14 protein-coding genes are annotated in these 14216 nt (G+C 57.2%); 7 read left to right on the top strand and 7 right to left on the bottom strand.

Annotation, left to right across the window (positions count from 1 at the left end):
• Positions 1-12: 12 nt before the first annotated feature.
• Positions 13-852: a methyl-accepting chemotaxis protein gene (locus RYB66_RS26710; RefSeq protein WP_371411888.1), complete on the top strand. Its 840-nt coding sequence runs from the start codon at positions 13-15 to the stop codon at positions 850-852.
• Between the two features lie 68 nt (positions 853-920).
• On the opposite strand, the gene RYB66_RS21510 is transcribed toward RYB66_RS26710, so the two are convergent.
• From RYB66_RS21510 to RYB66_RS21500, 3 genes are all read right to left on the bottom strand, one after another.
• A complete protein-coding gene (locus RYB66_RS21510) occupies positions 921-1952 on the bottom strand; it encodes a methyl-accepting chemotaxis protein (protein ID WP_004661284.1) in 1032 nt (343 codons plus the stop codon).
• Positions 1953-2209: 257 nt separating this feature from the next.
• Entirely contained in the window at positions 2210-2524 is a 315-nt protein-coding gene (locus tag RYB66_RS21505; protein WP_002554386.1) for a hypothetical protein, read from the bottom strand.
• Positions 2525-2569: 45 nt separating this feature from the next.
• Positions 2570-3454: an alpha/beta hydrolase gene (locus RYB66_RS21500; RefSeq protein ID WP_316895386.1), complete on the bottom strand. Its 885-nt coding sequence runs from the start codon at positions 3452-3454 to the stop codon at positions 2570-2572.
• Between the two features lie 116 nt (positions 3455-3570).
• On the opposite strand from RYB66_RS21500, the gene RYB66_RS21495 reads away from it, so the two are divergent.
• From RYB66_RS21495 to RYB66_RS21475, 5 genes are all read left to right on the top strand, one after another.
• Positions 3571-4170 (top strand): TetR/AcrR family transcriptional regulator, encoded by a 600-nt coding sequence (locus tag RYB66_RS21495; RefSeq protein WP_005781907.1) that lies wholly within the window; start codon positions 3571-3573, stop codon positions 4168-4170.
• A 333-nt stretch (positions 4171-4503) separates the two neighbouring features.
• Positions 4504-5292 carry an SDR family NAD(P)-dependent oxidoreductase gene (locus RYB66_RS21490; RefSeq protein WP_005781905.1) on the top strand — a complete coding sequence of 263 codons (789 nt, stop codon included), beginning with the start codon at positions 4504-4506 and terminating at the stop codon, positions 5290-5292.
• A 16-nt stretch (positions 5293-5308) separates the two neighbouring features.
• A complete protein-coding gene (locus tag RYB66_RS21485) occupies positions 5309-6169 on the top strand; it encodes an alpha/beta fold hydrolase (protein ID WP_010194461.1) in 861 nt (286 codons plus the stop codon).
• A 75-nt stretch (positions 6170-6244) separates the two neighbouring features.
• Positions 6245-7246, top strand: coding sequence for an NADP-dependent oxidoreductase (locus RYB66_RS21480; RefSeq protein ID WP_057423236.1), 1002 nt, complete (start codon positions 6245-6247; stop codon positions 7244-7246).
• Between the two features lie 77 nt (positions 7247-7323).
• Positions 7324-8136, top strand: coding sequence for an oxidoreductase (locus RYB66_RS21475; protein WP_005781902.1), 813 nt, complete (start codon positions 7324-7326; stop codon positions 8134-8136).
• Between the two features lie 21 nt (positions 8137-8157).
• On the opposite strand, the gene RYB66_RS21470 is transcribed toward RYB66_RS21475, so the two are convergent.
• From RYB66_RS21470 to RYB66_RS21455, 4 genes are all read right to left on the bottom strand, one after another.
• The gene (locus tag RYB66_RS21470) at positions 8158-9120 is read right to left on the bottom strand and encodes a DMT family transporter (protein ID WP_005781899.1); all 963 of its coding nucleotides are present in this window, start codon (positions 9118-9120) and stop codon (positions 8158-8160) included.
• Positions 9121-9199: 79 nt separating this feature from the next.
• Positions 9200-9928 carry an AraC family transcriptional regulator gene (locus RYB66_RS21465; protein ID WP_005781897.1) on the bottom strand — a complete coding sequence of 243 codons (729 nt, stop codon included), beginning with the start codon at positions 9926-9928 and terminating at the stop codon, positions 9200-9202.
• A gap of 128 nt (positions 9929-10056) precedes the next feature.
• Positions 10057-10620, bottom strand: a complete 564-nt coding sequence (locus tag RYB66_RS21460; protein WP_005733769.1) for a TetR/AcrR family transcriptional regulator — start codon at positions 10618-10620, stop codon at positions 10057-10059.
• 156 nt (positions 10621-10776) lie between these two features.
• Positions 10777-11478 carry a glutathione S-transferase family protein gene (locus RYB66_RS21455; RefSeq protein WP_010194446.1) on the bottom strand — a complete coding sequence of 234 codons (702 nt, stop codon included), beginning with the start codon at positions 11476-11478 and terminating at the stop codon, positions 10777-10779.
• Between the two features lie 280 nt (positions 11479-11758).
• Between RYB66_RS21455 and RYB66_RS21450 the strand changes: the two genes are divergently transcribed.
• Positions 11759-14167, top strand: coding sequence for a DUF3772 domain-containing protein (locus RYB66_RS21450; protein WP_005781893.1), 2409 nt, complete (start codon positions 11759-11761; stop codon positions 14165-14167).
• Positions 14168-14216: the final 49 nt, after the last annotated feature.

Below are 14216 nucleotides of genomic sequence, written 5' to 3'. Positions count from 1 at the left end.
ATCCACGACTCGATGCGTGAAGTAGCCTCCTCCACGGTACAGCTCAATGAAGTTGCCCAGCGGGTAGTGAATGCCTCCAACTCGTCGATGCTCAATTCCGATCAGCAGTCCAACCGTACCAACAGCGTGGCCGCAGCCATCAATGAGCTGGGCGCTGCAACCCAGGAGATTGCCCAGAACGCCGCGCGCGCCTCTGGCCATTCAAGCGATGCACGCACGCTGGCCTCGGACGGTCAGGACGTGGTCGGGCAGAACATCGCGGCCATGAGCCGCCTGTCAAAGCGCATCAGCAACGCAAGTGAACAGATTGAAACGCTCAATACAAAAACCGCCAACATCGGCCAGATACTGGAAGTGATTACCGGCATCTCTCAACAGACCAACCTGCTGGCCCTTAACGCAGCCATCGAGGCGGCACGCGCGGGTGAAGCCGGCCGAGGTTTTGCCGTGGTGGCCGACGAAGTACGCAGCCTGGCCCACCGAACGCAAGAATCGGCGAGCCAGGTGCAAGAGATGATCGAGCAGCTGCAATCGGGCGCTCGCGAGGCTGTTGCGCTCATGAACGAAAGCCAGCGTGAAAGTGTTGAAACGGTCGGCATTGCCAACAAGGCCGTTGCAAGCCTTGAACACGTTACCGAACGCATTGGCGAAATCGACGGCATGAACCATTCGGTTGCCACGGCGACCGAAGAACAAACTGCCGTTGTGGAAGCGATCAATGTGGATATCACAGAGATCAATACCCTGAACCAGCAAGGTGTGGAGAACTTGAACGCTACCCTGCGCGCCTGCACTGACCTTGAACAGCAATCCACCCGCTTGACGCAGCTGGTGGGTAGCTTCCGTATATAACGCTCAAGCCGCTGCCAGAGAATTTCTGGCAGCGGCTCTACATCCCGGCTGCCAGGAAGCACGCGCAACTAAGGCAACTGCTGTTCAATCACCCCCAGCCACCCCATGCCGGGATAAGTCTCAAAGCCCGGGGTCATTGAATACCCTTGAATGCTGTTGTTGGGCAGTGTGCTGTAACCGGTGGCCTGCCCTGCCCTGGTCTGCAAGTCGATACTGTGGCCCAACGGGCTTTGGGGGTCGGAACTGGCAATTATCCTGTGGCTGGCATCGACCATCATCACTCGGGTGCGGGTGCGCTCTTCATCACTCAGACGCACGCCATTGATCACCGAGTCCGACTGATTCTTCCAGTCAAAGAAAATCCCGATGACGCCGATCACAGGTGAGTGTTTGCCAGCGTTACTGCGCACGGCTGCACTGAACGCACAGGTTTGCGAGCCGTTGAGCAAGGGCTCCACAGCGACTTCACCGGCAAAGTATTGATCGCCAGACGAGTGCCGCACCGCCTGCTTGAACCAGGTCGCCTCATTTACATTCGCACCGATAACCTTGTCGAAGGTATCGGGCCGACCGGACGCAATCACGCAGCCGGTTGTATCGGCAACCCAGATGTCCAGATACACCGTATAACTGTCCAGAATGACGCCGAGGCGCTCACTGGAGTGTGCGCGACTCTGCGCAGTTGGGGTCATCAGTACATCAACCAGCGATGCATCGGTCGCCCACCAGCGAACATCGCACGTGCGCTCATATAGATTGCGATCAATTATTTCGATCAGGTTCAGTGCGAGGTCTGCCAGCCGTTGACCTCGCACATCAAAACACATGCCCTTACCAAGCTCGGTCAGTTCATTGACCGATGCTTGCAGGTCTTGAGTCAGACCGCTGGCAATCTTCGAAATCTGCTCAGAGATATTCTTCACCTCCTCGGCCACCACCGCAAAACCCCGACCGGCTTTACCTGCATGCGCCGCTTCGATCAGCGCGTTTATTGCCAGCAATCGAGTCTGGCGGGTGATCAGTTGTATATCGCTGACGCCACGAGTTGCCAGAGATTCCACTTCACGGGACAGAGTCACAATTCGTTCGGGTTCGATCATTTTCTTTCTGCTTCAATGAGTTACCGTAGGCGGCAGCCATCGCACAATCGTCGTGCAAAAAACAGAGGGAAAGAAGTTGTCATTCTCAAGGGCGCGGAAGTCTGGGCTTCCTGTTTTTATCGACTGATGTCGTAATGCCCTCAACCCCGCTAATGTAGTTTTGAAGGTCGACAATCTGCAAGCATTGCGCACGGAACGTTTGCACTACGGGTTTAAGAAGCATGTATGCGGAAGGGATTCGGGCTGAGTGCGGACGCTCAACTGTTGACGCTTTCGATCTCAGACTTTGTTGCTTGCACTACAGCCTCGCCCACCTCGGTAAGACCGAAAATAATATGCTGCACATAGGGAAACGAAGCGTCACAGGGCAATACGGCACCTGAAATCAACAGGCCTTCTTTCACAAGAGTATCGATCATCTCCATGAATTCCCCTATTGCCGGAACCGCTGGCTGGAGACGAATCAAACTCAGGTACAGCTGACCAGACGTCATCTTTCCAGGGCGGAAAAAATGGGCGCTGTCAACGATCTCCAGCACGGCCAGCTCATCGGAAAAATGATGATTGCTCACAGTGACCTCCAGCCTCAGGAACCACGACCCGCGTCTCCAGCCAGGTCAGGGTTCAATCGGCGTTGGCAAGTGACTATCCGGCTTCAGAAACTCCATCACTTCAGCAGTAACGGAGGGGTGATCAATCAGCCGGTTATGGCCCAGCCCTTCCGTGGTAAAGAGACGCGCTCCGGGCCATAGCTTTGCGAACCGGGCACCCTTTTCCCACGGGGTTTCGCGATCTCGGCGGTCATGAATAACAAGCGCTGGACGATCAAGCAACTGCAGTCGCGCAGAAGCGTCGTAATCCGCGAAGCGGCGGCCGCTCAGCGCATGCAAGTATCCTTCAAAAGGTGCGAAAACCTTGTGCGCGATACCAAAAGTTTCAAACTGATGAAGCGCGTTGTCAGCCGGGGCCAGGAACGGCGCAATCAACACAAACCGGTCGGGACGCCACTGCTCTTCCTGAGCGAATATGATTGACGAAGCGCCCAACGAATGAGCGATCACGGCCGCAGGCTTTCCGAAATGGCGTCCTACCTGCTGAAGCACTTCCACAAACTGCGGCATGTGGCTGACATCGCCAGAGCTTAATCCATGGGCAGGCTGATCAAAACCAACCACCGCATAGCCCATCGATCGTAACAACGGCACCCAGCCGACAAAACGCATCGCGTAGCTTGACCACCCATGGGAGAACAACACATAAGGTTGACTGGAAGGATCTCCCCACACGTAGGTGCAGATCTTGATCCCGTTCAGTTCCAGAGTACCCGTTTGCACATCCGCCGATGCGCTCAGCGCAGCCGCAGCCTCGGCACGTCCTGCGGCCTGGGGTGTCACGAAACGTCGGGCAAGGTATCTTCCGGTGGGGCCAGGTAGAATACGGCTGGCAAGCATGAAGGTGCCCCGCAGCGTCAATAATCGAAGCCTGTTGGTAAGTTTGCTCATCGGTATTCTCCGCACCAGCCATAAGACCTGGAGCAATTAGAGCAGCCTATCTTGTCACTGACAAGATAAGCTGTACGATGGCTATATAACTTTTATTTCATGACAGGGAGCTTCGTATGTCGACCTCAGATACCCCGCGTACTTACCACCATGGCAACTTGCCGACCGTCTTGCGGCAGGCGGCCTGGGACATCGTGGGGGAAGCAGGCATGCGAGGACTCTCACTGCGTGAATGCGCAAGGCGGGCGAACGTTTCACACGCCGCACCTGCGCACCATTTCGGCTCTCTGGAAAACCTGATGGCAGAGGTGGTGGCCGATGGTTATGAACGGATGGTCGACGCTATCCGAGCCGCGCAGCGGGACCTTGGCGACTGTGTGCTGGGCTGTGGGATAGGCTATGTCAATTTCGCTAAAAACTACCCACAGCATTTCCGGTTGATGTTCGGAATGGGCGGGGTCAACCGCACATTACCCAGATTGCTCACTTCAGGCGAAGCCACGCTGCAACTGCTTCGTCAGTCGATACGTACAGCATGGGTCGCAAAAAACGGTGCCGAACCAGACTCGACAGTGCTTGAGCAACGCACCTTCCTCGCCTGGAGCACTGCGCATGGGTATGCCTCGTTGGCGATCGACAGAAAGCCGGATGAACTCTCTGTGGTCTCGGCCGAATCGATACTCAAACCGATGGCGTCTTTTTTGCTTACACCATAGCGCCCCGCGCCCCGCAAAAAGCGCCCGGGCCTATATGCCCACTTCGCCCTCTGAAACGCCCTCTGCGCCGCATCTCCCGAGCGGCCAAGCGCCTGCGCGCGAGATTTCTCTTCGCCCCTCTCGCCTATGAATGCAGACGCACACGACCTCGCCGCATTTTGATGTCGATCAACATCAATACGTTGACATTTTAGATTTAGATCGTAATCATAACTCCAAGGATCAATTGGCAGGGCCCTTCAGCGTCAGCGTCGAAGGCCCTGCCGGGTGACCGACAATCGCAGGCGCAAACGCCTGGCTGCCCTCATCGCATTACTTGTCAGGACATCACCAATGACTACTCTCCCCACTGTTCTCATCACTGGCGCTTCCAGCGGTATTGGTGCCATTTATGCCGAGCGATTTGCCCGTCGCGGCCACAATCTGGTGCTTGTCGCACGTGACAAACCACGCCTCGATGCTCTGGCAGCAAGGCTGGGTAAAGAAAACGACGTAGCTGTCGAAGTGCTTCAGGCCGACCTGACCAACTCTGCCGACCTCACAGCGCTTGAAACTCGCCTGCGCGACGATGCCCGGATCGGCGTCCTTATCAATAACGCAGGTATTGCTCAGTCCGGCGGATTCATTGAGCAGAGCGCTGAGGCTATTGAAAAGCTTGTCGCCCTCAACATTGTTGCGCTGACGCGACTCGCTGCCGCAGTGGCCCCTCGCTTCGCGCAGTCCGGTACCGGTTCAATCGTCAACCTCGGGTCGGTGGTGGGCTTGGCGCCAGAGCTCGGCATGACCGTTTACGGTGCCACCAAGGCTTATGTGCTGTTCCTGTCTCAAGGCTTGAACCTGGAACTGGCACCCAAGGGCGTGTACATCCAGGCGGTCCTGCCGGCAGCTACCCGCACCGAAATCTGGGAGCGCGCCGGGATCGACCTCAACACCCTCCCCGAGGTGATGGACGTTGAAGAACTGGTCGATGCAGCGCTGGTGGGCTTCGATCGTCGCGAACTGGTGACCATTCCGCCACTGCACGTTGCAGGTCGTTGGGACGCGCTTGATGGCGCGCGGCAAGGGTTGCTGTCGGACATTCGACAGGCGAACGCCGCAGAGCGCTATCTGACCAAAGCCTGAAACCAGGGTACCCATCATGAGTAGCTCAAATCTGCAGACTCATTCGGCGCAGTCGTTTGTCCAGGCGCCTAATAAAATCGCAACAGTCGCAGGCATTGCCTTCGCCTATCGCGAGTCAGGTTTGCGTGGTGGCGTGCCGCTCTTGTTGCTCAACTACTGGGGCGCGGTACTGGACGATTTCGACCCGCGCATTGTTGATGGTCTTGCTACCCGGCATCACGTTATCGCCATCGACTATCGCGGGGCTGGTTTATCGACCGGCACCGCGCCGCTGACGATAGGCGAGATGGCTCGGGACACCCTCGAGCTTGTGCGGGCAATGGGCTACAGACAAGTGGATCTGATTGGCTTTTCAATGGGCGGTTTCGTGGCCCAGGACCTGGCATTGAAAGCACCCGATCTGGTACGCAAAGTTATTCTGGCAGGCACCGGACCGGCAGGCGGACACGGTATCGAGCGCATAGGTGCGCTGTCCTGGCCACTTACTCTCAAAGGTTTGCTGAGGCTGCGAGACCCCAAGGTCGATATGTTTTTCACCTCCACGCTCAATGGCCGACGCGCTGCCAGAGACTATCTGAGCAGGGTGAAGGAACGTACGGTTGACCGCGACAAGCCGCCAACGCCTCGCTTGCTGCTTCGCCAACTCAAAGCAATCAAAGCCTGGGGAAAACAACCCGCGCAGGATCTTGCACGCCTGCGGATGCCTGTACTTATCGTCGTCGGGGACAGCGACGTCATGGTTGCAAGCGAGTTGAGTCGCGATATGAGCCAACGTCTCCCGCAGGCACAACTGGTGGTTTATCAAGACGCAGGCCACGGTTGCGTCTTTCAGTATCACGCCGACTTCGTCTCAACGGCTCTGGAGTTCCTTGCATAAAGCGTTCGAACTTCAACTGCACATCGTTTTTAAAAACAATCCATCACTGTCAGACGACCCTGGAAACCTAGCGTCATGAAAGCACTTACCTTCGAAAGCTATGGCAAGTCGCCTGAAATTGCGATAACGCATGTACCTCTGCCGACCATCAAGCCTGATGAACTGTTAGTGGAAGTTCACGCGGCCGGGTTGAACCCGATCGACAACATGATTACCACGGGCACGTTCAAGGCCGTCCTCAAGTACGAATTACCCGCCATTATGGGCAGCGATCTTTCCGGCGTGGTCATCGCGGTAGGCAAAGCCGTCACCCGCTTCAAGGCGGGTGACGCCATTTTCGCCAGCCTCTTTGACCTCGGCAAAGGTAGCATCGCCGAATTTGCAGCCGTGCCTGAGCACGCTGCTGCACTTAAACCGGCGAATCTGGATTTCGTACAAGCGGCCTCTATTCCAATGGTCGGGCTTACATCCTGGCAAGCCTTGAAAGAACGCGCCAATCTTCAACCCGGCCAGAAGGTATTCATACCTGCGGGGGCTGGAGGCATCGGCACCTTCGCTATTCAACTGGCTAAACACCTGGGGGCCAACGTCGCCACGACCACCAGTACCGGCAATGTAGAGCTGGTGCGCAGCCTGGGTGCAGATGAAGTGGTGGACTATAAAAAGCAGGCATTCGAGCAAGTATTGCGCGACTACGACCTGGTGCTGGGTACAACGCGAGGAGACACGATTAAAAAAGCCGTCGGCATCCTCAAGTCAGGAGGTTTGATCGTATCCCTCGTCGGGCCACTGGATAAGGCGTTCGCCAAGGCACGCCGGATGAATGCCTTCTTCACTTTACTCTTCGGGCTGATGAGCCACTCAATCAGGCGCCGTGCGAAAAAACACCACGTGACCTACTCGTTCCTGTTCGTACGCCCGCAGGGGGCTCAACTCGAGAAGATTGCCGTGTTACTTGAAAGCGGGCAAATCAAACCCGTCATCGACAGGGTCTTTGCGCTTGAGCAGGCCAAAGAAGGACTTGAGTACCTGGCCCGGGGGCGTGCCAAAGGCAAAGTAGTTGTGAAGATCAGGTAAGTGTCGGTGACCCGCGTTTTCAATTCCCCCCATAAGCAACTTGTCGGCCCCCAGCCTTTTGAACACTGGAGCATTACATGAGCACATCTTCCGGAAAAACGGCCATTGTCACCGGTGCATCATCCGGTATCGGCCACGCAACGGCCGAGGCGCTGGTGCGCTCGGGCTATACCGTATTCGGCACCAGCCGCAAGATTGGCGAAAGTGCAACGCAGGTATCCATGCGTACTTGTGACGTAACTAACGATGACTCGGTCAGCGCGCTCGTTTCCAGCGTACTTGCGCAGACCGGGCGGATCGACCTGCTGGTCAACAATGCAGGTATTGGCCTGATAGGCGGCTCCGAGGAATTCTCGATACCCCAGGTGCAGGCGTTGTTCGACGTCAATCTGTTCGGCGTCATCCGCATGACCAATGCAGTATTACCGTCGATGCGCGAACATGGCCAGGGGCGCATTATTAATATCGGTTCGATTCTGGGCTTGATACCCGCGCCCTACTCTTCGCATTATTCGGCGGTCAAGCATGCGCTGGAAGGTTACTCGGAATCCCTTGATCACGAAGTGCGCGCCTTCAATATTCGTGTCTCGGTCATCGAGCCGGCATTTGTACGAACCGTCTTCGATCAAAACGGCCTTGAGCCGGACCGGTTATTGAAGGAATACGATCAGGCCCGAGCAGGATTCAAGGCGTTGCTCGCCGATGTAATGCCGAAAGCCGATTTGCCGGAAGTGGTGGCGGCTGTAGTGCTTAAAGCGGCGAGCGATGTACTCCCCAAGCGGCGCTACACTGCCGGCAAGACAGCCCGACAAATCAGCATGCTGCGTCGCTTTGCACCTGCCGGGGTGTTTGACAAGAGCCTGCGCAAGGAGCTTCGTTTGCCGGTTTGAAATGCAGGTGAGGCGGTCACTTCAGGGGCGGTGCTTGAGCTGGACAGCCGGGGAATGCAGGGGCGTACGATGACAATTCAGACACCAGACCACACCGCTGACCAGCAAGGCAATGGCCGCCAGCTCATAGCCGTCGGGTAGCCGGCGCTCCCATAAAAAACCGAAGACGAGCGCCGCCAGCGTTTCAATCACGAGCACTTGCCCGCTGAGTGCCAAGGGCAGAAGTCGGCTCGCCTGATTCCAGCAGGCACCACCCACTACCGAAGACAAAAGCGCAACGCCACCGGCCACCACGAGAAAATGCAGCCATTCGGAAATACCATGGGTGCCCACTTGAGAACCCAGGACCGGCGCTGCCAAAAGCAGTGATTGAGCGCCCGTCATGCCCCCCATAAGCAACGCCCAGTCATGCGCGGAGACGTTGGTGACCTGCACCAGCCGCCGGGCATTGCTCACCGCAAACCAGCTCCACGTCAGCAACGCACCTGACGCGCATAAAATCCCGACAATATTTGCCGCTGTATCGGGACTTTGGTCATTGATCAGCGCGTGCCAACTGATAAGCACAACGCCCCCCACTGCGCAGCACAGTGAGGGGAAGAGCTTGCGCAGAGAAACGGCATTTGCGTCATGACGACCTGCCAGGGTTACGAGCACCGGAATAAGTCCGACAATCAACGACGTTGTGGCGATGCCGACCAACTGCACGCCTGTGCCCACTAGCGAATAGTAGATGAGGTTGCCGATCAGGCTAAGCCAGAAGAGTGACTTCCAGTCGGCCAGGGTGAGACTGGCGCAAACACGCCGCCAACGCAGCATCAGCAGGGCCGCAGAAATGGCGCCGTAGCAGAGAAATCTTATGACCGCGAACTGCACACCGCTCAAACCTGGAGTCAGCTGCGGGCCCAGGAAAATCACGCCCCAGCACAGACCGGCGCAAACGCCATAAACAATGCCCTTGGGCAATGATCGATCAGCAAACATTTCACCTGCGCTCCAACGCCTAAAGCATGAAGTCTGGAGCGTCGGGCCTGGAGGGTCTTGTCAGTAACTGCGGAATTTTTTACCCGGACTGTTTTTGCACTTTACGATAAACCGCCGGGGTCGTAGCGCTCAAACGCTGCATGGTGCGCGTCAGCGATGCCTGATCGGAAAAGCCCGCACGCAAGGCAATCTCGGCTATCGGCAGCGAGGTGCCACGCAACCACCGTTTAGCCTCCTGTATGCGTAGTTCAGTCAGCCAGGCTTGAGGACTCATCGCGAATAATTGCCCGAATCGCTGGTGCAACTGGCTCATGCTCATGTTTGCGACTTGGGCCATGGCCTGATTGCTCCAGTGTGCCCCAGGATTTGCTCGCAGACGGGCTATCAACTGCTCTATCGGGGACGAAAAACGGCAGGTGTCCGAGCCAAGGGACGACAGAAGCAGAGGGCCCAGCTGTGAGGCAGCAATGGCCAGTTGCTGGTTACCGATCAGCTCGGCGAATTCGATAAGGCGACGGGTCGCGGGCGAAACAGGCACATATATTTTCTCGGCCAGACGTCCCATCTGGATTGTCTCCAGCGTCGTCGGTGCGCAGTCCAGCACCAAAAAACGGCTGTCGACGTGAGTGTCCTGCGAGTGCCGCGAACCAGGCTTTACCAGCGCGGCCAGTGACTGATCGATAAAGCCACCGCGACCGTCCACGTCAATTTCCATTCGGCCACGAATCGGCAGTACCAATTGAGTATGGTCGTGGCAGTGCTGAGGGCTTTGCGTCTTGTAGCTGCGAACTTCAAGGCTTAGAAACATTAGTGCACCCCTTGCCGTCGGGTGATTCGAGGTCTGGCGTTCCATAGTGTCTGCGCGCTTACAGGTTCAGCGGCGTCAGCAACAGGTCAACTGGCTGGCAATCCTGATCCCGTTTGATCAGCATCTACTTAAGCCGGCAGCGGCCCGCAGGCACGATAGGTGTCGATCAGCGTATCAAAAAGGGCAATGTCTGATCGGCTTCTCGCAATGAGTTGAGCGCCCGCCACAGCCGAAAAAATCGCCTGCGCCCGCACCTCGCTGGCCGCTGGCAAACACACATTCGCCGCCACCAGAAGCTTGCTCAGCCAGGCAATATTGACCTGGGCAAAAAGCTGAATTTCCTGAGTCATCTCTGGCGGCAATTTATCGGTTTCAGCGCCGATAAAACTGCCCAGACAAAGGCGGTTTTCAGCCTCTAGCGAGCGGCGGAAAATTTCCGGGAAACGGTGCAGCGCCTCGACAGGGTCTGGTGTTTCTTCAGAAATAGCCTCAAGAGCAGCAGCACCGTCCTGCCAGTAGCGCCTGGCAACCGCCACACCCAGGTCAGCCTTGCTTGGAAAGTGGTAGTAAATACTGGCTGGTTTGATTCCAACCTGAGCCGCCAGATCGCGAAAGTTCAGGCCGTTATAACCCTGAGACTGAGCGATGTTTCTCGCGGCAAGCAGAATGGCCTCTCGTGCGTTGATGGTCATCGTGGTGCCTTGTGCTTCGGACAGGTTTCTGCAAACGGGCGCATGCTAATTCAAAAACCTGACTGTTGTCAGGTAGAACGGTTGTCGAGGCACGGGGAAGTCGAGAACGCCATGCAATGACGGTCCCGACGATAATGTGCGCGCGCAACAGGTCGGTCACTCGGCCGGCGAGTCCAGTTCGGGTATACCGCTGCTGCGATCAGCATAGGCGGCCTGGAAACCCGGGCGTTTCTGCCAGCGCTTCCAGTACAAGTCCAGGAACTCGAAACGCTCATCCAGCGGCGTGGCGTTGACCGGAAACTTGGAGAAGGCAATGGCGGTTGCAAGGGTGATATCCGCGAAAGTCGGCGCCTCGCCGCCCAACAGCCACTCGCGGCCATCGGAAAGATGACGGTTGACCAATGCGGCGTGTGTCAGCGCCTCTTTGCGGCAGTGCTCGCCCCATGCTTCGTTCTTCGTCAGTTCAAGTTTGAAGCCGAGCCCGGTGTGCAATACATGAAACGCGGTAACGATCCGGTAGAGAATATGCACCCATATCCGGTTATCCCACATGTTATCAAGGCCTTGTTCCAGAGCGCCTTCCCCCATGATCTTGCGGCCCGGATAAGACTGATCCAGATAACGAGCGATAGCGGCGGTCTCGGAAATGAAGCTGCCGTCTGCCAGTTCAAGGGTGGGCGTTTCTCCCCAAGGGTTCATATTGAGATGACGCCAGCCACGCTGCTCTCCGCCGGGGGCCATGTCGTAAATAGTCTCATCGAACTGATCGGCAATGCCTTTTTCGTGGATGAACAGGCGCAGGCGCTGGGGATTCGGAAAAGCCGAAGGAGATGTGAAAAGTCGCAATCTGGAGGTCATGGTCGGGCCTGTGAAATGGAGTGGGCATCCACCTAACAACTGTTAGGTGGATAGACCGTAGCACACTCCTGAGCCCAGTCAATACCCTACCTAACATTTGTTAGGTGGATGACCGTAGCGCCCTATTTTCGCTGGCCCGTGTTTTCAGCGCTCAAACGCGAAGTCCTTGATATTCTATTGGCTGCGCTCCAGAGACTCGTGAGTGCAGCTCAAGACAGACAAGGCCCGCGCCTGAAATACACAGGTTTGCCAGGCCGAACAGTGCAAAGAAGGGAAAAGAATGCAGCACGCTTCGCTGAACCGTTTTCATACTGGGCTGCTCGCCTTGCTTTTGCTGTGCGTGACCTTGCCAGCCCTGGCCCAGAATAGCCCGGCGCCTCAAACCGATAGCACCAGTAGCGCATCCCCCGCAGTGGATGCACCGAGCCTGGATGACTTGAGCGAACAACTGGATCAGATCCGTCAAAAAGTGACGGGCAGTGCCAACGATGACCTGCTTTCAAGCCTGCGGCAGGCCGCTTTGCAGGTCCAGAAACAAGCCGACAATCTGACTGCCCGACAAGCTGTCGACATCGAACACCTGAATGATCAGCTCAACATTCTCGGGCCGGCGCAACCGGACGAGGCGCCAAGTCTGACCAGTCAGCGCAAGACATTGACCGCTCAGAAAAACGCGCTGGTCAATGATGAACGCCAAACCAACACGTTAAGCCAGTCAGCCCGTGATCTGGCTACGCAGATATTCAATCTGCGCCGCAGCCTATTCGATTCGCAGATAAGCACGCGGACAGCGAGCCCGCTCAGCTCGGCGTTCTGGTCCACGCTGATTCGTCCTACCGATGACGACCTGGGACGCTTGAACAGACTTCTGGTGGATGTCCGCCAAGTGCTCAGCAGCACGCTGGCACCGGAAAACCGTGTGCAATTCATCAGCATCGTAGTCGCCGCGCTGTTCGTATGGGTCGTTGTTCGCCGCCTGCTGGAGCGCTTGCTGATCTGGTCGATGATTCGCTGGCTACCCGAAGGCCGCCTGCGGCGCAGCGCCCTGGCACTGGCTGTAGGGCTATCGACCATTCTCACCATTACCGTTGCCACTTCCTTGTTGCGCTGGGGGATCGTGCGCAATGCGGTGCTCAGCAACGACGTGGTCAACCTGCTCGATCAGGTGCAGACGCTGATCACTTTCTGCGCTTTCATCGTCGGCCTGGGCCGCGCGTTGTTGATGCGGGCACACGCCTCATGGCGCCTGCCGCAAATCCCTGACCAGATCGCCACGGCACTGGGCCGATTCCCGCCTGCCCTGGCGCTGGCACTCATGATCATCGGCACGCAGGAGCGCATCAACAGTGTCATAGCCAGCAGCCTGGCCCTGACGGTGGCGGTCAATGGCCTGACGGCGCTGGCGGTTTCGCTGGTGTTTTTCTACGCCCTGGTGCGCTACCGCCGAACCCGCCGACGCTTTGAGCTGGAGCGGCCAGCAGGTTTCGTCGGGCTGCTTCCCTTTATCGTTGCGGTATGGGTCGGCCTGAGCTTGCTGGCGTTGCTCAGCGGCTACCTGACGCTGGCTTACTTTCTGGCAGTGAAACTGCTTTGGGTGAGCGTGGTGGCGTCCACTGCGTATCTATTGATCGCCTGCTTCGGTGACATCTGCGAGACCCTTCTGTCGCCCAAACAACCTGGCGGCATGGCGTTGGGTTCGGCGCTGGGCTTGTCCGCCCGTCACCAAGCCCAGGCAAGCACCGTACTGGCAGGCATAGGCCGTACCCTGCTGTTGCTTACCGCATTGCTGCTGGCTTTCCTGCCTTCGGGTTCCAGCCCGGGCGACCTGCTCGCAAGTTTCACTCAAATGGACGTCACGTCCAAATCCCTGGGCAACCTGAACATCGTCCCCAGCGATATTCTGATGGCGCTGATTTGCCTGGTTGTCGGCCTGCTGGGCGTGCGGGTACTCAAGGAGTGGTTTGGAGAACGCCTTCTGCCCGAGACCAACATGGACGCGGGCATGCAGGCCTCGCTGGTGACCTTGATCGGCTACATCGGCTTTGTGCTGGTGGTGGCCGTGGTGATGTCCACGCTCAAGATCAGCCTGACCAATTTGACCTGGGTGGTCAGTGCGCTATCGGTAGGAATAGGTTTCGGCCTGCAAGCCATTGTGCAGAACTTTATCTCGGGCCTGATTCTGCTGACCGAACGCCCGGTCAAAGTCGGCGACTGGGTAAGCCTGGCAGGGGTCGAAGGCGATATTCGCCGGATCAACGTCCGCGCGACCGAAATCCAGATGGGCGACCGCTCGACAGTGATCGTGCCGAACTCGCAGTTCATCACGCAAAACGTGCGCAACGTCACCATGGGCAACGCGTTGGGGGTAGTAGGAATCACCCTCACCCTGCCACTGGAAACAGATGTTCTGCAAATACGCGAGCTGCTGTTACAGGCCTTTACCGAGCACGAAGCGATACTCGACACGCCTGCGCCTTCAGTCACCTTCAAGGACCTGACCAATACCGGTTTGATCATCAGCGCCAGCGGCTACGTAAACAGCCCGCGTTCGGTGGGAGGTGCGCGGAGTGATCTGTTGTTTACGGTCCTGGGGCGTCTGAGGGAGCTGGGTGTAGCGCTGTCTGCGCCGCAGAGCATGGTGTTGATCAATGAGGGGGCTGGGAAGGAGGCTACGGAAGAGAACCCGTGATAGTTCAGGGCTGGGCTGGAGTGGATGAAGCAGCTAACTGTGCTCAACT

It is taken from the genome of Pseudomonas syringae group sp. 243L2 (assembly GCF_032587875.1).
Lineage (GTDB): Bacteria > Pseudomonadota > Gammaproteobacteria > Pseudomonadales > Pseudomonadaceae > Aquipseudomonas > Aquipseudomonas amygdali.
Note: the sequence above shows the minus strand (reverse complement) of the source record. Positions and strands in the feature narration are given on the sequence as shown.